21 protein-coding genes and 1 tRNA gene are annotated in these 21,708 nt (G+C 69.9%); 14 read left to right on the top strand and 8 right to left on the bottom strand.

The features are described from left to right. The first annotated feature begins 151 nt into the window (after positions 1–151). On the top strand, positions 152–994 hold the full coding sequence (locus KME66_RS15595; RefSeq protein WP_216322954.1) for an NAD(P)-dependent oxidoreductase: 843 nt from the start codon (positions 152–154) through the stop codon (positions 992–994). 51 nt (positions 995–1,045) lie between these two features. Here KME66_RS15595 and KME66_RS15590 read toward each other — a convergent pair. Then, positions 1,046–1,119: transfer RNA gene (locus tag KME66_RS15590), tRNA-Gly, on the bottom strand. A gap of 835 nt (positions 1,120–1,954) precedes the next feature. On the opposite strand from KME66_RS15590, the gene dcd reads away from it, so the two are divergent. Together dcd and KME66_RS15580 are read left to right on the top strand one after the other, a co-directional pair. After that, the gene (dcd, locus tag KME66_RS15585) at positions 1,955–2,530 is read left to right on the top strand and encodes a dCTP deaminase (RefSeq protein WP_030723081.1); all 576 of its coding nucleotides are present in this window, start codon (positions 1,955–1,957) and stop codon (positions 2,528–2,530) included. A gap of 6 nt (positions 2,531–2,536) precedes the next feature. After that, complete coding sequence (locus tag KME66_RS15580) at positions 2,537–3,037, top strand: phosphoribosyltransferase (protein ID WP_018514097.1); 501 nt, start codon at positions 2,537–2,539, stop codon at positions 3,035–3,037. Positions 3,038–3,183: 146 nt separating this feature from the next. Here KME66_RS15580 and KME66_RS15575 read toward each other — a convergent pair whose 3' ends face one another. The 4 genes from KME66_RS15575 to KME66_RS15560 form a co-directional block, all read right to left on the bottom strand. Continuing rightward, positions 3,184–4,140, bottom strand: a complete 957-nt coding sequence (locus tag KME66_RS15575) for a Yip1 family protein (RefSeq protein ID WP_216322951.1) — start codon at positions 4,138–4,140, stop codon at positions 3,184–3,186. Between the two features lie 118 nt (positions 4,141–4,258). Next, positions 4,259–5,404 (bottom strand): VCBS repeat-containing protein, encoded by a 1,146-nt coding sequence (locus KME66_RS15570; RefSeq protein ID WP_253208360.1) that lies wholly within the window; start codon positions 5,402–5,404, stop codon positions 4,259–4,261. Between the two features lie 282 nt (positions 5,405–5,686). After that, positions 5,687–7,954, bottom strand: a complete 2,268-nt coding sequence (locus tag KME66_RS15565; RefSeq protein WP_216322946.1) for a (Fe-S)-binding protein — start codon at positions 7,952–7,954, stop codon at positions 5,687–5,689. A gap of 104 nt (positions 7,955–8,058) precedes the next feature. Then, positions 8,059–8,712 carry a sugar transferase gene (locus KME66_RS15560; RefSeq protein WP_216322943.1) on the bottom strand — a complete coding sequence of 218 codons (654 nt, stop codon included), beginning with the start codon at positions 8,710–8,712 and terminating at the stop codon, positions 8,059–8,061. Between the two features lie 410 nt (positions 8,713–9,122). On the opposite strand from KME66_RS15560, the gene dnaK reads away from it, so the two are divergent. From dnaK to KME66_RS15540, 4 genes are all read left to right on the top strand, one after another. Next, the gene (gene dnaK, locus KME66_RS15555) at positions 9,123–10,976 is read left to right on the top strand and encodes a molecular chaperone DnaK (RefSeq protein ID WP_073218932.1); all 1,854 of its coding nucleotides are present in this window, start codon (positions 9,123–9,125) and stop codon (positions 10,974–10,976) included. Next, positions 10,973–11,626 (top strand): nucleotide exchange factor GrpE, encoded by a 654-nt coding sequence (gene grpE, locus KME66_RS15550; RefSeq protein WP_073218937.1) that lies wholly within the window; start codon positions 10,973–10,975, stop codon positions 11,624–11,626. Before dnaK ends, grpE begins: the two co-directional genes overlap by 4 nt. 96 nt (positions 11,627–11,722) lie before the next feature. After that, positions 11,723–12,913 carry a molecular chaperone DnaJ gene (gene dnaJ, locus KME66_RS15545; RefSeq protein ID WP_073218940.1) on the top strand — a complete coding sequence of 397 codons (1,191 nt, stop codon included), beginning with the start codon at positions 11,723–11,725 and terminating at the stop codon, positions 12,911–12,913. Position 12,914: 1 nt separating this feature from the next. Then, positions 12,915–13,364 carry a helix-turn-helix domain-containing protein gene (locus tag KME66_RS15540; RefSeq protein WP_010063167.1) on the top strand — a complete coding sequence of 150 codons (450 nt, stop codon included), beginning with the start codon at positions 12,915–12,917 and terminating at the stop codon, positions 13,362–13,364. A 348-nt stretch (positions 13,365–13,712) separates the two neighbouring features. Here the strand turns inward: KME66_RS15540 and KME66_RS15535 are convergent, their stop codons facing one another. Then, the gene (locus KME66_RS15535; RefSeq protein WP_216322940.1) at positions 13,713–14,246 is read right to left on the bottom strand and encodes a hypothetical protein; all 534 of its coding nucleotides are present in this window, start codon (positions 14,244–14,246) and stop codon (positions 13,713–13,715) included. 23 nt (positions 14,247–14,269) lie between these two features. Here KME66_RS15535 and KME66_RS15530 point away from each other — a divergent pair, with 23 nt between their 5' ends. Then, a complete protein-coding gene (locus tag KME66_RS15530) occupies positions 14,270–14,518 on the top strand; it encodes a hypothetical protein (protein ID WP_253208359.1) in 249 nt (82 codons plus the stop codon). 47 nt (positions 14,519–14,565) lie between these two features. Here KME66_RS15530 and KME66_RS15525 read toward each other — a convergent pair whose 3' ends face one another. Next, entirely contained in the window at positions 14,566–15,600 is a 1,035-nt protein-coding gene (locus KME66_RS15525; protein ID WP_216322937.1) for a helix-turn-helix transcriptional regulator, read from the bottom strand. A gap of 109 nt (positions 15,601–15,709) precedes the next feature. On the opposite strand from KME66_RS15525, the gene KME66_RS15520 reads away from it, so the two are divergent. Continuing rightward, the gene (locus tag KME66_RS15520) at positions 15,710–15,952 is read left to right on the top strand and encodes a hypothetical protein (protein ID WP_236726286.1); all 243 of its coding nucleotides are present in this window, start codon (positions 15,710–15,712) and stop codon (positions 15,950–15,952) included. Then, positions 15,949–16,269: a hypothetical protein gene (locus KME66_RS15515; protein ID WP_003967571.1), complete on the top strand. Its 321-nt coding sequence runs from the start codon at positions 15,949–15,951 to the stop codon at positions 16,267–16,269. Before KME66_RS15520 ends, KME66_RS15515 begins: the two co-directional genes overlap by 4 nt. Before the next feature lie 247 nt (positions 16,270–16,516). Here KME66_RS15515 and KME66_RS15510 read toward each other — a convergent pair whose 3' ends face one another. Continuing rightward, the gene (locus KME66_RS15510) at positions 16,517–16,918 is read right to left on the bottom strand and encodes a pyridoxamine 5'-phosphate oxidase family protein (protein ID WP_216322934.1); all 402 of its coding nucleotides are present in this window, start codon (positions 16,916–16,918) and stop codon (positions 16,517–16,519) included. A gap of 391 nt (positions 16,919–17,309) precedes the next feature. On the opposite strand from KME66_RS15510, the gene clpB reads away from it, so the two are divergent. The 4 genes from clpB to KME66_RS15490 all read left to right on the top strand — a co-directional run bounded on the left by clpB (position 17,310) and on the right by KME66_RS15490 (position 21,658). Next, positions 17,310–19,898, top strand: a complete 2,589-nt coding sequence (gene clpB, locus KME66_RS15505; RefSeq protein WP_073218953.1) for an ATP-dependent chaperone ClpB — start codon at positions 17,310–17,312, stop codon at positions 19,896–19,898. A gap of 158 nt (positions 19,899–20,056) precedes the next feature. Further along, positions 20,057–20,602 carry a YbjN domain-containing protein gene (locus tag KME66_RS15500; RefSeq protein ID WP_073218955.1) on the top strand — a complete coding sequence of 182 codons (546 nt, stop codon included), beginning with the start codon at positions 20,057–20,059 and terminating at the stop codon, positions 20,600–20,602. A gap of 223 nt (positions 20,603–20,825) precedes the next feature. Next, on the top strand, positions 20,826–21,311 hold the full coding sequence (locus tag KME66_RS15495) for a prevent-host-death family protein (protein ID WP_253208358.1): 486 nt from the start codon (positions 20,826–20,828) through the stop codon (positions 21,309–21,311). Then, complete coding sequence (locus KME66_RS15490) at positions 21,308–21,658, top strand: hypothetical protein (RefSeq protein ID WP_216322931.1); 351 nt, start codon at positions 21,308–21,310, stop codon at positions 21,656–21,658. The genes KME66_RS15495 and KME66_RS15490 overlap by 4 nt, the downstream gene beginning before the upstream one ends. The last annotated feature ends 50 nt before the right edge of the window (positions 21,659–21,708 follow it).

Genomic DNA, 21,708 nt, shown 5'->3' with positions numbered 1-21,708 from the left:
CTTGAACGGCGAGTCCGAGACCGGAGGCACTTCTGTCCGCCATCAGTGCCCAGACGGCCATCAGGCATTGATCCCGAAGCCGCCGGTGCCGAACGACAGCGGATCATGGGGATGAGGAACATTCCACGTCGCGCACCGCCGGAGGCAGCCAGTGATCACCGTGACCGTCCTCCACCCTGGAGCCATGGGCGCGGCGATCACCGCCGAGCTCGTGGCCGGCGGCCATGAGGCGCTGTCGGTGACCAAGGGCCGCAGTGAGAACACCTGGGTCCGCGGGAGAGAGGCCGGTGCGACGGCGTACGACTCGCTCGCGGAAGCGCTGTCCCGAAGCGCGGTCGTTCTCTCGGTCTGCCCACCACAGGCGGCGGAGGACGTTGCGGCGGCGGTGGCCGCGCACGGCTTCGCGGGAGTGTACGCCGACGTCAACGCCATCAGCCCGCAACGCGTACGGCGCATCGCTGACGAGATCCGCCCCGGCTCCGCAGTTGTCGACGGTGCCGTTTTCGGTCAGCCGCCAGGCGCGGGGCGTGCCACACGGCTCTACCTCGCAGGGGCCGACTCTGCCGTCGAGCTGGTTGCGTCGCTGTTCACGGACTCTGCGCTGCACGTGTGCCGCGTCGGGGACACACTCGGTTCCGCTTCCGCGCTGAAGATGGCCTTCTCCAGCTACCAGAAGGCCGCCCGCACCCTCGCCGGAGTCGCTCACGCGCTCGCCGACGCCCATGGAGTCGGTGATCAGCTCACAGCCGAAGCCGAGGTCATGATCTCCGCGATCCTCTCCGATCCGGAGTATCTACCGAGCGTGGCAGCCCGAGCCTGGCGCTGGGCGCCGGAGATGGACGAGATCGCCGATACGCTCCGCGCGGCTGACCTGCCCCCGGACATGGCCGAGGCCACGGCTCGGGTACTCGCTTTCTGGGAGCAGGACAAGGATCGGTGCGACTTGCCGGTCGAGCATGTCCTCGCTCAGCTCCGGTCACGGAGGAGCACGTAGACAGGTCGAGACAACAAACAAGGCCCGGGTCGATGACCTGGGCCTCAGTCGTGGAGCGGGTGACGAGAATCGAACTCGCGCTCTGAGCTTGGGAAGCTCATGTTCTACCATTAAACTACACCCGCGAAGCATGCCGATCACCGGCTCTGCATCGTTCCACACTGTACCCCATGCCAGGCCCCCGGCGGATGCGCCGTGGGGCCTTCGTGTTGTGTGCCCCTGGGTGGGTGCTGGGTGGACGAGGTTGTGATGGGCGGGAGTTGGGGGCGTAGCGTGGGTGGTCGGAGTGCCGCGTGGAGTGGCGTCCTGTTCATCCCCTAATGTGGCGGTCTCGTCCAGATGTGGTTGGGGAAGGGACTTGATGGATTCGATGCAGCGCACCGTCGTCCGCTGTGCCGAGGGGCACGTTTTCACTACCTCGTCGTTTCCGATGCAGCAGCTCGGGGCCGACAGGATCGGGCCGGGGCGGTTGATCCGGTGTCCCCGGTGCGCCCGGTTGCGGCAGGCCGTCCCCGTGGCGTTCGAGAAGCGGTAGCCCGAGCGGAGCGAATCGGTAGCCGGAGCGAAATCGGTAGCCGGAGCGGAGCGATCGCCGTAGCGGGGCGGTCGGCGTGATCAGGCGGCTGGAGCGGCGTGGCGATCCGGTCGCCGCGGCCGCGGCCGCAGCGGCAGCGGCAGTGGCCGACGAACGAATCGGCGTCCGCACGATGCGGTCGTCGTAATGACGCCGTGGTCGTCACGACGCCGTGGTCGCAACAGCACAGTGGTCGATACGACGCGGCAGTCGTGGCCGAGCGGTGGTCGTCGGCCGGTGGCAGCCGTACTCGGTCGCGGGGCAGTCGTCGTCCGCCCGTGGAGGGACGTGGCCGGGCGGTGGCAGCCGTCGGGAGAGGTGGTGGCGCAGGGGCGCGCGGGTGGTCCGGTTGGGGCGGGCTCGCGCGTTCTGCGTATCCTCGGGGCGTGCTTCTCTCAGACAAGGACATCCGGGCCGAGATCGACGCCGGGCGAGTCCGTATCGACCCGTACGACCCTTCGATGGTGCAGCCGTCGAGCATCGACGTGCGGCTGGACCGCTTCTTCCGGGTGTTCGAGAACCACCGGTACCCGCACATCGACCCGGCGGTGGAGCAGCCCGATCTGACGCGGACCGTCGAGCCGGAGGGGGACGAGGCCTTCATCCTCCACCCGGGGGAGTTCGTGCTGGCGTCCACGTACGAGGTGATCTCGCTCCCCGACGACCTGGCCTCGCGGCTGGAGGGCAAGAGTTCGCTCGGGCGGCTCGGTCTGGTGACGCACTCGACGGCCGGGTTCATCGACCCCGGGTTCTCCGGGCACGTGACCCTGGAGCTGTCGAACCTCGCCACGCTGCCGATAAAGCTGTGGCCGGGGATGAAGATCGGGCAGCTGTGCCTGTTCAAGCTGACCTCGTCCGCCGAGTTCCCGTACGGCTCCGAGCGGTACGGGTCGCGCTATCAGGGGCAGCGCGGGCCGACGGCCTCGCGGTCCTTCCAGAACTTCCATCGGACCCAGGTGTGATCGACCATGGCTAGTGACGTGCGGGAAAACCTTACCTACGAGGGCTTCGGGCGCGCCGTGCGCGAGCTCGCCCAGGCCGTCGCCGATGACGGGTACGAGCCCGACGTGGTGCTGAGCATCGCCCGTGGCGGGGTGTTCGTCGCCGGCGGGCTCGCCTACGCCCTCGACTGCAAGAACATCCACCTCGTCAACGTGGAGTTCTACACCGGGGTCGGGACCACCCTGGAAATGCCCGTCATGCTGGCGCCCGTCCCCAACGCGATCGACTTCTCCGACAAGAAGGTCCTGATCGCCGACGATGTCGCGGACACCGGCAAGACGCTGAAGCTCGTCCACGACTTCTGCGTCGACCATGTCGCCGAGGTGCGCAGCGCCGTCATCTACGAGAAGTCCCACTCCCTCGTGAAGTGCGAGTACGTGTGGAAGAAGACCGATCAGTGGATCAACTTCCCGTGGTCGGTCGAGAAGCCCGTCGTCCGGCGGGACGGGCAGGTCCTCGACGCCTAGGCCGCCCTGACTGTCGGCAGGGGCGTGGCCCGTAGGGCCGCACCCCGTGGGCCTGTGACCCGCCCCGTGGACCTGTGACCCGTGGGACCTGACGTGCGTGGGCCCCGGAACGCGGAAGCGTTCCGGGGCCCACGCACGTCACCCGCTCAGATGGTGCCCAGCTTGATGATCGACAGCAGTGCGATCAGCTGGATCGCCGACGCTCCCAGCGCCTTCGGCCACGGCAGGTCGTGCGACTTGCTCACCATCGATGTGAACAGCGCGCCCGCCGCCAGCCAGGTCAGCCAGCCCACGATCTGGACCAGCGAGTTCTCGCCGCCCAGGAAGACGGCGAACAGCAGGCGCGGGGCGTCCGTCATCGACATGATCAGCATCGACAGGCCCACCGTCGGCTGCCACGAGCCCGTGCCGCCGAGCTGGCGGGCCAGGGTGTGGGTCACCGCGCCGAGGACCAGGCCGCCGATGACGAAGCCGACGCCGGTGAACAGGACGTACGGGATGGCCGTCGAGATCGTCGCGTTGATCGCTTCGTCGCGTGCCTGGTCGAAGCCGAAGAGCGCGAGCAGGCCGTAGAGGAACGTGACGACCAGCGCCGGGCCCCAGACCGGGTAGTCCCGCATCTGCCAGAACGTCGGCCCCGGGCGCGTCACGATGCCGCTCAGCAGCTCCTTCCAGCGCAGCCGCGGGCCCGCCGGCTGGGCGGGGGCGGAACCGGCGCGGTAGGTGTTGCCCTCGCCGTACGGGTCCTCGTCGACGCGGAACGCCTGCGTGTGGCCCGGATTGTTGGCGTACGGGTCGTGGGGCGCGGGCTCCGCGTACGGGTCGCCGAAGTACTCCGGTTCGCCGTGGCCCCCGTGCCCGCCGCCGTGGCCTGGTCCGCCCTGCTGCCCGTGGCCCGCGTAGCCGCCGTTGCCGTACGGGGCGCCCTGCGGGGCTCCGTACGGCGGTGGTGCCGTGCCGTTGCCGGGGCCTCCTGCCGTCGGCCAGGGCTGAGCACCGTACGGCGGCTGTGGTGCCTGCCCTCCGTACGGCTGCTGCCGCTGCTGCTGCGGTTGTTGCGGGGTGCGGTTGTCCCGGCCGCGTCCGATCCTGAATCCAGCCACCCGTCGAACGTACCTGGTCCCCGGGGGCGGGGAGCGGGGGCCGGGCGGACCCGGGCGCCTTTGCGGCCGAGCTGTGACATCCCCTAAGGGCCGCACCCCGGGCCCGCGGAGGGGGAGTTCAGGGGAGGAAGAGCGTCGTGGAGAAGGTGACGAGGGGCTCGTCCGTGGTACCCGCCCGGTAGAGCGCGATCAGGTCCCGCAGCTCGCCCCGGTATGTGCGCACCACCGTGTCCGGCTTCCTGTCGCCGTCGTAGTCGCCGTGGTTCAGGAGGGTGGTGCGGGTGGCGCCCGCCGTCCCCAGCGGTGCGGTGGGGACGTCCTCCGCCGCGAACGCGTACGTGCCGCCCGGCCGCGCCGGGCCCTCGGGGGAGCCGAGGAGCAGGGTGCCCCGGCCCGCCTGTCCGGGGGCGTGCGGGAGGGTGGCGGCGACGAGGTCGTCGTAACCGTCGCCGTCGGTGTCGGACCGGGGCTCGGGGGCGTAGAGGTACGGGCCGCCGTCGGGCAGCAGTTCCGCGCTGCGCGGGGCCCCGGTGCGGGCGAAGGGGCCGTGCAGGAAGGTGACCCGGCCGGCGCTGGCGGTGACCGCGAGGTCGGCCTTCCCGTCGCCGTCGAAGTCGCCGCAGACCGGTTGCTCGGGCCACTCGTTGCCGGACCGGGCCTGCTGGGGGATGCGTACGGTGACGGCCTTCCCCGTCAGGCCCTGCGGGGAGCCGAAGAGGATCTGGAGCGGTACGGGCGGGGCTCCGATGCCGTTGTACGGGGGGTCGGTCGAGACGATCAGGTCGGTGAAGCCGTCCCGGTCCAGGTCGCAGGCTGCCTCGGCGTCGAACGCGGCGGGCAGGGTGTCGCCGGACTTCGCGGCGTTCGCGCGGGCGCTCAGGAGCTGCCGGGTGGCCGGGTCCAGCGGGCGGCCGGGGTCGGCGGTGCCGTAGACGATGCCGATGCCCGCGTCGTCGCCGTGGCTGTTCCCGGGGGCCTTCACCAGGTCGTCGATGACCAGGTCGCGGTGGCCGTCCCCGTTGAAGTCGTACGGGACGCGGCTGCCGGTGCCGCGGGGGACGGGCGTGCTCACCGTCTGTGCCTGGGGCCGTGCCTGCGCCGGGGGCGGGGTGTCGCCGTTCTTGCCGTCGGAGGCTGAGGAGGGGCCCGTACAGGCCGTGAGCGCCAGCAGCAGGGCCGTACCGCCGGCGGTGAGGGAGGCCGTCACCCTGCGGGTGACCGCTGCCTGCGGGTGCTCGGTGCGGGTACGGGGGCGTGGGCGCACGGGGGCCTCGTTCGGTGTTCGTCGACCTGTGCCTCCCCGCCGGTGCCGGGGAGGTGTCCGGGAGGTGTCCCCGGGTGTGCCGCGGGACGGGTCCCGGGAGCCCTGGCGGGCTTCTCCGGGGCTCATGATGCTCCCGTTACGTCGTCGCGTACATGTCCGATTTCACAGTCGGCCTGCGGCGGTCGTCACGTCGCTTCCGGCCATCGCGGCCCCTGGCACGACGAAGCGGCCGGTCCTGCCCCCGAGGCAGGTCCGGCCGCTTCGTCGCACGGATGCGTTACGTCACTTTGCCGGTTCCGGCTCCGGCGCGTCCACCTGCTCCGCGTCACCGGTCGGGTCGATGGGCGTCTTCACGGACTCCAGGAGGAGCTGCGAGACGTCCACGACCTGGACGGACTCCTTGGCCTGGCCGTCGTTCTTCTTGCCGTTGACCGAGTCGGTCAGCATGACGAGGCAGAACGGGCAGGCGGTGGAGACGATGTCCGGGTTGAGGGCGAGGGCCTCGTCGACGCGCTCGGTGTTGATGCGCTTGCCGATCCGCTCCTCCATCCACATCCGGGCGCCGCCGGCGCCGCAGCAGAAGCCGCGCTCCTTGTGGCGGTGCATCTCCTCGTTCCGCAGGCCCGGGACCTTCGCGATGATCTCGCGCGGCGGGGTGTAGATCTTGTTGTGGCGGCCCAGGTAGCAGGGGTCGTGGTACGTGATCAGGCCCTCGACCGGGGTCACCGGGATCAGCTTGCCCTCGTCGACGAGGTGCTGGAGCAGCTGCGTGTGGTGGATGACCTCGTACTCGCCGCCGAGCTGCGGGTACTCGTTGGCGATGGTGTTGAAGCAGTGCGGGCAGGTCGCGACGATCTTCTTCGACGCCTTGGGCTTCTTCGTCTCCGGGTCGTCCTCGTCCTCGCCGTACGCCATGTTCAGCATGGCCACGTTCTCCTGGCCGAGCTGCTGGAACAGCGGCTCGTTGCCCAGGCGGCGGGCGGAGTCACCGGTGCACTTCTCGTCGCCGCCCATGATCGCGAACTTGACGCCCGCCATGTGCAGGAGCTCCGCGAAGGCCTTGGTGGTCTTCTTGGCCCGGTCCTCCAGGGCGCCCGCGCAGCCGACCCAGTACAGGTAGTCGACCTCGGTGAGGTCCTCGACGTCCTTGCCGACGATCGGGACCTCGAAGTCGACCTCCTTGGTCCACTCGACGCGCGCCTTCTTGGCGAGCCCCCAGGGGTTGCCCTTCTTCTCCAGGTTCTTGAGCATCGTGCCCGCCTCGGACGGGAACGCGGACTCGATCATCACCTGGTAGCGGCGCATGTCGACGATGTGGTCGATGTGCTCGATGTCCACCGGGCACTGCTCGACGCAGGCGCCGCAGGTGGTGCAGGACCACAGGACGTCCGGGTCGATGACCCCGTTCTCCTCGGCCGTGCCGATCAGCGGGCGCTCGGCCTCGGCGAGAGCGGCCGCGGGAACGTCCTTGAGCTGCTCCTCGGTGGCCTTCTCCTCGCCCTCCATGGTCTTGCCGCCGCCCGCGAGGAGGTACGGCGCCTTGGCGTGCGCGTGGTCGCGCAGCGACATGATCAGGAGCTTCGGCGACAGCGGCTTGCCGGTGTTCCAGGCGGGGCACTGCGACTGGCAGCGGCCGCACTCGGTGCAGGTGGAGAAGTCGAGGATGCCCTTCCAGGAGAACTGCTCGACCTGGGAGACGCCGAAGACGGCGTCCTCGGCCGGGTCCTCCCAGTCGATCTCCTTGCCGCCCGTCGTCATCGGCTGGAGCGCGCCGAGCGCGACCTCGCCGTCGGCGTTCCGCTTGAACCAGATGTTCGGGAAGCCGAGGAAGCGGTGCCAGGCGACGCCCATGTTGGTGTTGAGCGAGACCGTGATCATCCAGATCAGCGAGGTGCCGATCTTGACCATCGCGGTGAAGTAGATGAGCGTCTGGAGGGTGGGGAGCGACAGGCCCTTGAAGGCCAGGACCAGCGGGTACGACACGAAGTACGCGGCGTCGTAGCTCTCCACGTGGTGGATCGCGCCCTCAAGGCCGCGGAGCACCAGGATGGCGAGGCCGATGGTGAGGATGACGTACTCGACGAAGTACGCCTGCCAGGCCTTCGAGCCGGCGAACCGCGACTTGCGGCCGGCCCGGGAGGGCAGGTTCAGCAGCCGGATCGCCATCAGCGCCAGGATGCCCACGACCGTCATCAGGCCGATGAACTCGATGTACATCTCGAACGGCAGGAACGTGCCGATGACCGGCAGCACCCAGTCGGCCTGGAAGAGCTGGCCGTACGCCTGGAGCAGCGTGGGCGGCAGTGTCAGGAAGCCGATCGCGACGAACCAGTGGGCGAAGCCGACGATGCCCCACCGGTTCATCCGGGTGTGGCCCAGGAATTCCTTGACCAGCGTGATCGTGCGGGCCTTGGGGTCGTCGGTGCGGCTGCCTGCTGGTACCGGCTGTCCCAGACGGACGAAGCGGTAGATCTGCGCGACGGCTCGGCAGATGAGCGCAACGCCGACGACCGTCAGCACCAGCGACACGATGATCGCGGCGAGTTGCATGAGTGGGGCTCCTCGGGCCTGCGAGAGCGGGATCCGGTCGGGTTCGTGATACTGCCTGCTACTACTAAGCAGTAACTTAATTAGTCTGTGCTGACACTATCCACTTAGTCCACCCTCCCGCAGGCGGGCGGGCGGTGATCTGCGTCGCTCAGGTGTGCCTTGGTTCGGCGGGCCTTCCGGAGCCGGTCCCGCAGCGGGGCGCGGGCGGCTTCGGCGAGGATCGCCAGGTCGAGCACCACTCCATGGTGCTCTGCGTAGTGCTGGTCCAGCAGGGCGGGGTCGTCCCAGGGCATGCCCGAACGGGCGCGGACCTGCGCCAGGCCGGTCAGGCCGGGCCGCAGTTCCCGCCGCCACCGCCGGGCGCCGGGGCCGGTGATCCGGGGGTCCCCGGGGGGAAGGGGCGCGGGGCCGACCAGGGCGAGGTCGCCGCGTACGACGTGCGGGAGCCGGGAGAACAGGTCCAGGTGGAACCGCCGGGTGCGCAGGGTGCGCAGTTCGAAGACCCGGCCGTCCAGGCCGCTCCGGGGCCGGGTGTCCCAGGCGCCGCCCGGGGTGCGCCGCGCGGTCAGGGCGAGCGCGGCCGCGGCGACGGCGGGGTAGGTCAGGGCGAGCAGCGCGGTGCCGAGCACCAGGTCCAGGGTGCGTTCGGCCGTCGAGCGGGGGAGCGTCCGGTCCGCGAGCCGTCGGGCCCGGTCGGTGAGGCCCGCCAGGCGTGCGGCGGGGCGGGAGGGGAAGTCGCCCCGTGCGGTGCCGGACACGGTCGCGTACGCCCGTGAGGGCGGCTGTCCGGGGCTCCCCGCCCTCCGGCCCTCCCGTCTCATCTGCCGTACGTGCCGCTTCCTCGCGTTCTGCATCGCGCCCGCCCGGGGTTCGAGGTTCGATGGGACACCATGGGTGACGATCCACTCTGAAACCTGCCGGTCGGTGACGGTTGTGGCCGTCTCGCGGCAATTTGTGACAGAACGATCCCACGGGGGGACGGTGGGCCGGGTGGTGCGCGAGGGGGTGTCGCGTGCGCCGGTGCGGTGGTGTGGCGGGGGTGCGGGCGTGAATAAGCTCTGCGTAAGCATGTAAGTTGAGCGAGGTCGACTCAGGTCTGTTGACTCATGGACGGGCGTCGTGCATTCTTGAGTCAGATCCGCTCAAGTAATCCGTTGGAGGAATCGAAATGGCACGTGCGGTCGGCATCGACCTGGGCACGACTAACTCCGTCGTCAGCGTTCTCGAAGGCGGCGAGCCCACCGTCATCACCAACGCCGAAGGCGCCAGGACCACGCCGTCCGTCGTCGCCTTCGCCAAGAACGGCGAGGTGCTCGTCGGCGAGGTCGCCAAGCGCCAGGCGGTCACCAACGTCGACAGGACCATCCGCTCCGTCAAGCGCCACATGGGCACTGACTGGAAGATCGACCTGGACGGCAAGAGCTTCAACCCGCAGCAGATGAGCGCCTTCATCCTGCAGAAGCTGAAGCGCGACGCCGAGTCCTACCTGGGCGAGAAGGTCACCGACGCGGTCATCACCGTCCCGGCGTACTTCAACGACTCCGAGCGTCAGGCGACGAAGGAGGCCGGCGAGATCGCGGGCCTGAACGTCCTGCGCATCGTCAACGAGCCGACCGCCGCCGCCCTGGCGTACGGCCTGGACAAGGACGACCAGACGATCCTCGTCTTCGACCTCGGTGGCGGCACCTTCGACGTGTCCCTCCTGGAGATCGGCGACGGCGTCGTCGAGGTGAAGGCCACCAACGGTGACAACCACCTCGGTGGTGACGACTGGGACCAGCGCGTCGTCGACTACCTGGTGAAGCAGTTCGCCAACGGGCACGGCGTGGACCTGTCCAAGGACAAGATGGCTCTCCAGCGTCTCCGCGAGGCCGCGGAGAAGGCGAAGATCGAGCTCTCGTCCTCGACCGAGACCACGATCAACCTGCCCTACATCACGGCGTCCGCCGAGGGCCCGCTGCACCTGGACGAGAAGCTCACGCGCTCGCAGTTCCAGCAGCTGACCTCGGACCTCCTGGACCGCTGCAAGACCCCGTTCCACAACGTCATCAAGGACGCGGGCATCCAGCTCTCCGAGATCGACCACGTCGTTCTCGTCGGTGGCTCCACCCGTATGCCCGCCGTCGCCGAGCTCGTGAAGGAGCTGACCGGCGGCCAGGAGGCCAACAAGGGCGTGAACCCGGACGAGGTCGTCGCCATCGGCGCCTCGCTCCAGGCCGGTGTCCTCAAGGGCGAGGTCAAGGACGTCCTGCTCCTCGACGTCACCCCGCTGTCCCTCGGTATCGAGACCAAGGGCGGCATCATGACCAAGCTCATCGAGCGCAACACCACGATCCCGACCAAGCGCTCCGAGATCTTCACGACTGCCGAGGACAACCAGCCGTCCGTGCAGATCCAGGTCTACCAGGGCGAGCGCGAGATCGCGGCGTACAACAAGAAGCTCGGGATGTTCGAGCTGACCGGTCTGCCGCCGGCCCCGCGCGGCGTGCCGCAGATCGAGGTCGCCTTCGACATCGACGCCAACGGCATCATGCACGTCGCCGCCAAGGACCTCGGCACGGGCAAGGAGCAGAAGATGACCGTCACCGGCGGCTCCTCGCTGCCGAAGGACGAGGTCAACCGGATGCGCGAAGAGGCCGAGAAGTACGCGGAGGAGGACCACGCCCGCCGCGAGGCCGCCGAGTCGCGCAACCAGGGCGAGCAGCTCGTCTACCAGACGGAGAAGTTCCTCAAGGACAACGAGGACAAGGTCCCCGCCGACGTCAAGACGGAGGTGGAGACCGCGGTCGACGAGCTGAAGGAGAAGCTCAAGGGCGAGGACACCGCCGAGATCCGTACGGCCACCGAGAAGGTCGCCGCCGTCTCCCAGAAGCTGGGCCAGGCGATGTACGCCAACGCCCAGGCCGAGGGTGCGGCCCCGGGCGCCGAGGCCCCGGGCGACGGCCAGGCCAAGGCCGACGACGACGTCGTCGACGCCGAGATCGTGGACGACGAGAAGGACACCAAGGGCGGTGCGGCGTGACCGAGGAGACTCCGGGCTTCGAGGAGAAGCCCGACGTCCCCTCCGGCGCCACCCCTGATGACGCCGAGCCGAAGGCCGCCGACTCCTCCGAGGAGGAGGCGGCGGCCCCGGCCGGGGACTCCGATGCGACCGTCGGTCTGACGGCGCAGCTGGACCAGGTCCGTACGGCGCTGAACGAGCGCACGGCAGACCTCCAGCGGCTCCAGGCCGAGTACCAGAACTACCGCCGCCGGGTCGAGCGGGACCGGGTCACGGTCAAGGAGATCGCTGTCGCGAACCTCCTGTCCGAGCTCCTGCCCGTGCTCGACGACGTCGGCCGCGCGCGGGAACACGGCGAGCTGGTCGGCGGCTTCAAGTCGGTGGCCGAATCGATGGAGACCGTCGTCGCGAAGCTGGGCCTCCAGCAGTTCGGCAAGGAGGGCGAGCCCTTCGACCCGACGATCCACGAGGCCCTGATGCACAGCTACGCGCCGGACGTCACCGAGACGACCTGCGTGGCGATCCTTCAGCCGGGGTATCGCATCGGCGAGCGCACCATCCGCCCCGCGCGGGTGGCCGTCGCCGAGCCGCAGCCGGGCGCCACGCCCGCCGCGGCGAAGGAAGAGAAGAAGGCAGACGACGAGGAGAGCGGTGGCACCGAGGAGGTCTGACGGGAACACGTCTGATCACCGCGGTGCACACCGACCGGCCCGGCGGCCGGCCCACGGGCCGGCCGCTCGGCCGATCGTCCGGAAGGAGGGACGTCGATGAGCACGAAGGACTTCGTCGAGAAGGACTACTACAAGGTTCTCGGCGTCCCCAAGGACGCCACCGACGCCGAGGTCAAGAAGGCGTACCGGAAGCTCGCCCGCGAGTACCACCCGGACGCCAACAAGAACGACGCCAAGGCGGAGGAGCGCTTCAAGGAGATCTCCGAGGCGAACGACGTCCTCGGTGACCCCAAGAAGCGCAAGGAGTACGACGAGGCGCGCGCCCTCTTCGGCAACGGCGGCTTCCGGCCCGGCCCCGGCGGTGCGGGCGGCAACTTCAACTTCGACCTGGGCGACCTCTTCGGCGGCGGGGCCCCGGGCGGCGGACAGGGCGGCGCGGGCGGCGGTTTCGGCGGCGGGGGCGGTCTCGGCGACGTCTTCGGCGGCCTGTTCAACCGCGGCGGCACGGGCACCCGGGTCCAGCCCAGGCGCGGCCAGGACATCGAGTCCGAGGTGACGCTCAGCTTCACCGAGGCGGTCGACGGGGCCACGGTCCCGCTGCGGATGTCCAGCCAGGCGCCCTGCAAGGCGTGTTCGGGCACCGGCGACAAGAACGGCACCCCCCGGGTCTGCCCGACCTGTGTCGGCACCGGCCAGGTCTCGCGCGGCAGCGGCGGCGGTTTCTCGCTCACCGACCCCTGTGTGGACTGCAAGGGCCGGGGCCTCATCGCCCAGGACCCCTGCGACGTCTGCAAGGGCAGCGGCCGGGCGAAGTCGGCGCGCACCATGCAGGTGCGCATCCCGGCGGGCGTCTCCGACGGCCAGCGGATCCGGCTGCGCGGCAAGGGCGGCGCGGGCGAGCGCGGCGGACCGGCCGGCGATCTGTACGTCGTCGTCCACGTCGACGCCCACCCGGTCTTCGGCCGCAAGGGCGACAACCTCACGGTCACCGTGCCCGTCACCTACCCGGAGGCGACGCTCGGCGGCGACGTCAAGGTCCCCACGCTCGGCGGGCCCCCGGTCACGCTGAAGCTTCCCGCAGGCACCCCCAACGGGCGTACGATGCGCGCCCGGGGCAAGGGCGCGGTGCGCAAGGACGGCACCCGCGGTGACCTGCTGGTCACCGTGGAGGTCGCGGTCCCCAGGGACCTGGGCCAGGAGGCCCGGGACGCCCTGGAGGCCTACCGGAAGGCGACCGCGGACGAGGACCCGCGGGCGGAACTGTTCCAGGCCGCGAAGGGAGCTTGAGATGGACGGCCGTCGACGCAATCCGTACCAGCTGACCGATGAGACCCCGGTGTACGTGATCTCGATCGCGGCCCAGCTCTCGGGTCTCCACCCTCAGACGCTGCGCCAGTACGACCGTCTCGGCCTGGTCTCCCCGGACCGTACGGCGGGGCGCGGCCGGCGCTACTCGGCCCGTGACATCGAGCTGCTGCGCACCGTGCAGCAGCTGTCGCAGGACGAGGGCATCAACCTCGCGGGCATCAAGCGGATCATCGAGCTGGAGAACCAGGTGACCGCGCTCCAGCAGCGCGTCGCCGAGCTCTCGGCGGCGGTGGACGGCGCGGCGGTCGCCATGCAGCAGCGTGAGGCCCAGGTGCACGCCTCCTACCGCCGGGACCTGGTGCCGTACCAGGACGTGCAGCAGACGGGTGCGCTGGTGGTGTGGCGGCCGAAGCCCAAGCCGAAGCCCTGAGTTCCGCGACGGACTGTCCGTCGGACGACGGTCGGGGCGGACGGACACACCTGTGTTCGTCCGCCCCGGCCGTCGTCGTGTGCCCGGTGCGCTCGCGCTGCGGCGAGGCCGAGGTGGCCGAAGGCCGGCACCAAGTGGCCGGATCGGTGCGGCAAGTTGGCAGTGATCGCCGCCCGGAGCGGCTCGGTCCGCTGACAAGGTGGTGGGTGTCGGCGGGAGTGAGCAGACGAGGGCGGCCGCGCCGTTGACGGCCGGGACGGGTCCGGCGGCCGGGCCGCGCCACGGGGAGGTCCCCTGCCGGAAGGGTGCCTTCCGGCAGGGGACTTCGGGCGTGGACGGGCGTACCGCCTACGGAAGGGCCGTGCTGACCGCGTCCACCAGCATCATCCACATCGGCTGTCCGCCCGTGCCGAACGCCGCCGAGAGCGCGTAGCCGATGGCCGCGTCCAGCGGTTCGGGCATCCCGGCCTCCTCCTGCCACTCCGCTATCACCCGGCGGTCGCCGTCCGAGGAGAAGTCCCCGAGGTGCCTGCCGTCGCGGGTCAGCTTGCTGAACGGGATCGAGTTGGGGACGAGCCGGTAGTGCGTGCCCGCGTGGCGGACGTCGACCCGGTAGGTCTGCCGCCGGAGCTTGCCCTTGCCCGGTGTGATCGTCGCGCCTTCGCCGTCCACCGTGATCGTCAGGTGCCGGGGGTCGCGGGTGCCGATGACGATGTGGTCGTCCACCTCCGCCTCCGGGGCGCGGACGATGGTGACGGTCGGGATCCGCTCGCCGCTGACGACGAGCTTCTCCCTTTTCTCGCCGAGGAGTTCGACGGAGATCTCCCCGTAGTGGTCGTCCTCGGTGGAGGCGGGCAGGGGGAGGGAGGCGGTGTCGGTCATCTGGATCCTTGAACCCTTCGGTGGTGCTGGGGGGTGTTCGCGGAGCATCACTGCCGTACGGAGTCACTGCCGTACGGAGTCATGGGCGCGCGGCTCGCCGGCTCCCCGAGCTGGGCCGGTTCCTGCCCGAGCGCGCCGAGTTCGCCGTGCTCGGCGGCGCCTCCGGATTCCCGGACGCGCTGGCGGCGCCGTACGGTCTGCTGCTGCTCGTGTGCTGGACGGCGGCGATGTCCCTGTCCGGCACCCGTCTCTTCACCCGCCGGGACGTCTGAGAACGGCCGTCAGCCGGGGCCCGGCCGCGCGCTCTGCTCGCGTTCGGTCATGCCCCGGTGCCAGGGGAGACGGCATGGTCGGGGTCTGATTCCAGGATTCCTGATCGTGCGATGAGGTAGCCGAGTTGGGCCCGGCTGTTGCTCCCCAGCGCGACGCTGAGTTTGGCGATGTGCGAACGGCAGGTCCGTACGTTCATGCCGAGGCGGCGGGCGATCGCCTCATCGACGTGGCCTTCGACGAGGAGCTTCGCGATGGAATGCCGTACGCCGGAAATCCCGTCCGACTTGGAGTCGTACGGAATCTGTTCCTGAAGGGGCACCGCCCGGTGCCAGAGCTGCTCGAAGACTTTGGCCAGGTACTCCACGATGCCGGGGTGCCGCAGTTCCAGGGCGACGGTTCGGTCGTCCGTGGCCGGGATGAAGGCGACGGTGTTGTCGAAGATCATGAGCCGCTCTATGAGTTCTTCGAGCGTTCGGATCTCGACCTTGCTCTCGGCCATCTGAGCGGCGTAGCTGAGCGTTCCGTGGCTGTGGCGAACGGTGTGCTGATAGAGCGTGCGCATGCCGACGCCGCGTGCCGTGAGCATCCTGCCGCGCTCCATGGCGATGGTCAGCGCGTTCTCGCTGCGTCCGCCCCCGGGTTGAATCGTCAGGACTTCCGAGTGGCACTCGGCGAGCGCGAGCTCTATCGACGCGTTGATGCGGTCGATGCCTTCGAGGACCGTGATGGCGTGCGTCGTCGGCGGCGCCTGCGCGCTGATGGCCATGAAGGGTTCGAAAGCCTCGGTGAGCTCGACCGAGAGCCGCCTGCGCTCCTGGATCTCTCGCTCGATCGGGTGGAGTCGCTGCGTCAGCGCCGCTGACGGTGGCACCGGCCGAAGCCAGGTGGCATCGTCGGGATCCGGGTGCAGCAGGGCGAACTCCAGCAGGCAGGGAGCGTCCTCTGTCTCGACACGAGCGATCTTGCCCACGCTCAGCGCGCTGGCGTAAAGCCGCGCCCCCTCGTCGCACATGGCGCTTACCGCGTGGGGATGTGTCGCTTTAGTTCTTTCTGTGGTCAATTCTCCACCCCCCAGGAACATGAATCAGCAGGAACATGATGCATCGGTTCTGTGGCATTGACGTGCCTGGATGGGCCATCGTCTTGTTTGCGGGGGAGAGGAAACCTTGGAAGTGAGGACGAAGCCCACCATGAGTTACAAAACGCTTCGCTCGGTGCTTGCTGTTGCCCTCTCTGTCGGGGTGACGACCGGGGCGCTGAGTGTTCTTGACCTCGTTGAGGGCGGCGTGACCAACGGTGCGGTCGGCGCACACGCGCTGGCAGCTCCGCCTCCAGACCTGGCTTGGGACCTGATGCCCGCGAAGGCGACGGGAACGGAAGCGGTGACCGGTTCGCCGTCCGGCGCCGCTTTGTCGGACGGAGCCCAGGCATGAGCACCCCGCCGGACGACCGCACCTTCCGGCGCGAGATGGCAACCGCCTATCGCTCAGGGTGGCATTTCATCGATCTGCTCACGGCCCTCCCCCGCCGTGGCGACTCGTTGATGGTCACCCTGTTCGGAGAGCCGATCGTCGTGGTGATGGAAGAGGACGAGGACGTCCGCGCCTATCGCTGCCTCCGTCGGCCCCGCGGCGCCCCGCAGCCGGTTCGCTGTGCCGTCAGGTACGGCATGATCTTCGTCAACCTCGATCAGCGCGACCACGAGCTGTTCGACGCAGAACCCCTTTCCGCCACCCCCCGCAGTGCCTGAGCGATTCCCCCGTCGTCACCTGTCGCTCCAGGCGCTTCCCCCACACAGCGGCGCCACCGTGACCTGAACACGGTGGCGCCGTTGTGCTGCCCAGGGCGTGTCGTCACACTGCCGCCTGCCGCCTGCCGCCTGCCGCCTGCCGCCTGCCGCCTGCCGCCTGCCGCCTGCCGCGCTCCGGGCGGCGACGGCAGTGTGACGGCAGGCTTCCGGGTCCGGGGCCAGGCCGGCCGGTCGTGGCGCGGCGGTCTCAGGCCTTGCCGAGCGCCCGGTCGAGGGTGATCTCGATGACGACCCGGGTCGGGTTGATCCGCGGCGGACGGCCGTAGCGCTCCTCGTGGCGGGCCTCCGCGTCCTTGACGGCCTCCGGCTCGGTGCGGATGACCGCGCGGCCCTCCAGGGTCGCCCAGCGGGCCCGGTCGATCTGGCAGACGGCCACGCGTGCCCCGTCGGGGCCGGCCGCGCGGATGTGGGCGACCTTGCGGCTGCCCCCGTCGGTGATCACGCGTGCGACCCCGGCCTCCGGGTCGTACGTCACACAGACCGGCACCACGTGCGGTGTGCCGTCCGGGCGGGGGGTCGTCAGCGTGGACAGGTGGCTCTCGCGCCAGAACGCCACGTATGCGGGGGAGGGGTTGCGTACGTCTGCCATGAGGGCAGCGTACGAGGGCCGTGGCCGGAGGCTCGCGGCGCGTGCGGGCGAGGCCGTGTCCGAGGGTCCGGCGCGTGCGGTGCGGGGGCGTGTCCGGAGGGCCCCGGTGAGCGCGCGAGGCCGTTTCGGCTGCTGTGGCGGGTGCGGGCGAGGCCGTCTCCCAAGGGCCCCGGTGAGTGCGCGAGGCCGCCTCGGCTGCTGCTGCGTGTGCGGGCGAGGTGTCTTTGAGGTCCGGTGCGCGCCGGTGAAGCCGCCTCCGCCGCTGATTTCGCTGCCGTGGCCGCGTGCGATCACTGCCTTGAGTGGAATAGACTCAACTTTGTGCACGTTGATGAAGTCAATGTGAGACGCGTGCACGCACGCCCCCAGCTGCGAGGAGGAGTAACCACACGTGGACGCCGAGCTGACCAACAAGAGCCGCGACGCCATCAACGCGGCCACCAACCGGGCCGTGAAGGACGGACACCCCGACCTGACCCCGGGGCACCTGCTGCTCGCGCTGCTGGAGGGGCAGGACAACGAGAACGTGACCGACCTCCTCGCCGCCGTCGACGCCGACCAGGCGCTGGTGCGCGGCGAGACCGAGCGGCTGCTCGGGGGGCTGCCCAGTGTCACCGGGTCCACCGTCGCCCCGCCGCAGCCCAACCGCGAGATGCTCGCCGTCATCCAGGACGCGGCCCAGCGGGCCAAGGAGCTGGGCGACGACTACATCTCCACCGAGCACCTGCTCATCGGCGTCGCCGCGAAGGGCGGGCGCGCCGGTGAGATCCTCGACGGACAAGGGGCCGGCGCCAAGAAGCTGCTGGCCGCGTTCGAGACGAGCAGGGGAGGGCGCCGGGTGACCACACCCGACCCGGAGGGCCAGTACAAGGCGCTGGAGAAGTTCGGCACCGACTTCACGGCCGCCGCGCGCGAGGGCAAGCTGGATCCGGTCATCGGCCGCGACCAGGAGATCCGCCGCGTCGTGCAGGTGCTGTCGCGCCGGACGAAGAACAACCCCGTGCTCATCGGTGAGCCCGGCGTCGGCAAGACCGCCGTCGTCGAGGGGCTCGCCCAGCGCATCGTCAAGGGCGACGTGCCCGAGAGCCTCAAGGACAAGCGGCTCGTCTCGCTGGACCTCGGCGCGATGGTCGCGGGAGCGAAGTACCGCGGCGAGTTCGAGGAGCGGCTGAAGACCGTCCTCTCCGAGATCAAGGAGAGCGACGGCCGGATCATCACGTTCATCGACGAGCTGCACACCGTCGTCGGCGCCGGCGCGGGCGGCGACTCCGCCATGGACGCGGGCAACATGCTCAAGCCGATGCTGGCCCGGGGCGAGCTGCGCATGGTCGGCGCGACCACGCTCGACGAGTACCGCGAGCGCATCGAGAAGGACCCCGCCCTGGAGCGCCGCTTCCAGCAGGTGCTGGTCGCCGAGCCGTCCGTCGAGGACACCATCGCGATCCTGCGCGGGCTCAAGGGCCGCTACGAGGCCCACCACAAGGTGCAGATCGCGGACTCGGCGCTGGTGGCCTCCGCCACCCTCTCCGACCGTTACATCACCTCCCGCTTCCTCCCCGACAAGGCCATCGACCTGGTCGACGAGGCCGCCTCCCGGCTGCGGATGGAGATCGACTCCTCGCCGCTGGAGATCGACGAACTCCAGCGCTCCGTCGACCGGTTGCGCATGGAGGAGCTGGCCCTCAAGAACGAGTCCGACCCCGCCTCCAAGGAGCGCCTGGCGAAGCTGCGCCGCGACCTCGCCGACCGTGAGGAGGAGCTGCGCGGCCTCAACGCCCGCTGGGAGAAGGAGAAGCAGGGCCTCAACCGGGTCGGTGAGCTCAAGGAGCGTCTCGACGAGCTGCGCGGCCAGGCCGAACGCGCCCAGCGCGACGGCGACTTCGATGCCGCGTCCAAGCTGCTGTACGGGGAGATCCCGGGGCTTGAGCGGGAGTTGGAGGAGGCCGCCGAGGCGGAGCAGGAGGCGAAGGACAAGGACACCATGGTCAAGGAGGAGGTCGGGCCGGACGACATCGCGGACGTCGTCGGCGCCTGGACCGGCATCCCGGCCGGGCGGCTGCTGGAGGGCGAGACGCAGAAGCTGCTGCGCATGGAGTCCGAGCTCGGCAAGCGGCTGATCGGGCAGACCGAGGCCGTGCAGGCCGTCTCCGACGCCGTACGCCGGACCCGGGCCGGGATCGCCGACCCCGACCGGCCCACCGGGTCGTTCCTCTTCCTCGGCCCCACCGGCGTCGGCAAGACCGAGCTGGCCAAGGCGCTCGCGGACTTCCTGTTCGACGACGAGCGGGCCATGGTCCGCATCGACATGAGCGAGTACGGCGAGAAGCACAGCGTCGCGCGGCTTGTCGGCGCCCCGCCCGGTTACGTCGGGTACGAGGAGGGCGGCCAGCTCACCGAGGCCGTCCGCCGCCGCCCCTACAGCGTCGTGCTCCTGGACGAGGTCGAGAAGGCCCACCCCGAGGTCTTCGACGTCCTGCTCCAGGTCCTCGACGACGGCCGGCTCACCGACGGCCAGGGCCGCACGGTCGACTTCCGCAACACCATCCTGATCCTCACCTCCAACCTCGGCTCCCAGTTCCTCATGGACCCCCTGGTCAAGCCCGAGGTGAAGAAGCAGCAGGTGCTGGACGTGGTGCGGGCGTCCTTCAAGCCGGAGTTCATCAACCGGCTCGACGACCTCGTGGTCTTCTCCGCCCTGTCCGGCGACGAGCTCGCGCACATCGCCGGGCTCCAGATCGACCGGCTGGCCGCCCGGCTGGCCGACCGGCGGCTCACCCTCGACGTCACACCCGAGGCGCTGGCCTGGCTCGCCCAGGAGGGCAACGACCCGGCCTACGGGGCGCGTCCGCTGCGCCGGCTCATCCAGAGCGCGATCGGCGACCGGCTCGCCAAGGAGATCCTGTCCGGCGAGGTCCGCGACGGTGACACCGTACGGGTGGACCGGGCCGAGGACGGTCTGATCGTCGGCCCCGCCTCGTAACCGCTGGTCATGGCGCGTCGCACGCTGTGATCGAACGCCCGGCGAGCCCCGCCGGCCCACGCTGTCTGTCAGCTTGTGGCTGATCGGGGCCGCCGGGGCTTGCCATGCCCCGCCCGCCATGGGAGAGGATGGCCGCAACCGCACGAAGGGAAATAACGGTGAGCATCGATCCGTCCTCGATTCCTAATTTCGGGGGCCAGCCCGAACCGCAGGCGGCAGGACCGGAGGGCCCCGTCGTCCCTGACCAGGACCTCGTCAAGCAGCTCCTCGACCAGATGGAGCTGAAGTACGTCGTCGACGACGAGGGCGACCTCGCGGCGCCGTGGGAGGAGTTCCGGACGTACTTCATGTTCCGCGGCGAGGCGGAGCAGCAGGTCTTCTCGGTCCGTACGTTCTACGACCGGCCGCACGACCTGGACCAGCGTCCCGTCCTGCTGGACGCCATCGACGACTGGAACCGCCGCACCCTGTGGCCCAAGGTCTACACCCACGCCCACGAGGGCGAGGAGGGCGAGACGGGTTCCGTCCGGCTGATCGGTGAGGCGCAGATGCTCATCGGCACCGGCGTCAGCCTGGAGCACTTCGTCTCCTCGACGGTGAGCTGGGTGCGCGCCTCGATCGAGTTCGACAAGTGGCTCGTCGACCGCCTCGGCATCCAGCCCGCCGAGGGCAAGACGGACGGCGAGGAGCCCGCGGGCGCCTAGTCCTCCGAAGCACCGGTTACGGCCCGGGGCAGTGGTCATCGCGACCGCCGCCCCGGGCCGTTCCCGTGGCCCCGGGCCTCAGCCCAGCCGGGCCAGCCGCTCCACGGCCGACTCCAGCACGTCGTCCTTCTTGCAGGTCGTTCCTCTCGCGGAGGGTCCAGGCGGGCGCGGCAGAGCCTGGCAGCCCCTTGAAATCAGATCGTGATCTGAGTAAGCTCTGATCATGTCGACCGCACGTCTGGAAGCAGAAACGGAATCCGTCTCCTTCACCGACCTCTCCCGCAATCCCAAGGGCGTCGCGGCCAGAGCTGCTGCCTTGGGGCGGCTTCGGGTCACGCACCGGGACGCGCCGGACATGATCCTGACCACGGCCGTGCGTGCGGAGGATGCGGAGGAGAACCTGACCACCGCCTCGCGGCTCTTCCTCGCGCTGATGAAGCAGGACGACGGTGCCAGGGCACTCCTCCTCGCACTGCCCGAGGTGTTCCCCTGGGCGCGGCATCTGGACGCGGAAGAGGTTCGGGCCTTCACCGTCGAGCTTCTTGAAGCGCTTTCGGACGCCGCCGAATTGGGGGCGGGAGAGGCCGTGCATCGCGCGATCGTCTCCTGGCGCGCCACGGCTCGCATCAACGCCGATCCCGAGCAGCTCCAGGAATCGCTGCGTCCGCTCGACGGTGATGAGCACGGCAGCGTCGAGGTGCGTGGGTGAGTCCGAAGAAGGGGGACCGGGTCAGTGTTCCGCCCCTCAGCGGGTGGAACGTCGTCTTCGGGACCACCGAGGCGGTGACGGGCTGGGAGGAGCTGTGCCGTGTGGCGTTGCCGAGCACCCATCGCTGCCTGGACGCATTGCGCGCCGACCCGTTGTGCCGGTCCAACTGGAACCGCCAGCACCAGCTGCGAGGGAGGCACGCGAGCAAGGCGTGGAAGGGCTCCGACCTGGAGCAGTGGGAGTACGAGGTCACCAGTGGCGGCCGGGTGCGCTACCTGGTCAGTGTGGAGACTTCCACCGTGATCCTCGTGTACGCCTCTCCACGGCACCCGAAGGACACCGAATGAGCTCCGGCCGGTCGCAGGGTGCACGGTCTTCACCGAAGCCGGTGCACCCT

The sequence above is a fragment of the Streptomyces sp. YPW6 genome (assembly GCF_018866325.1).
Taxonomy (GTDB): domain Bacteria; phylum Actinomycetota; class Actinomycetes; order Streptomycetales; family Streptomycetaceae; genus Streptomyces.
The sequence above is the reverse complement of the archived record's forward strand: the minus strand, read 5'-3'. Positions and strand labels throughout refer to the sequence as shown.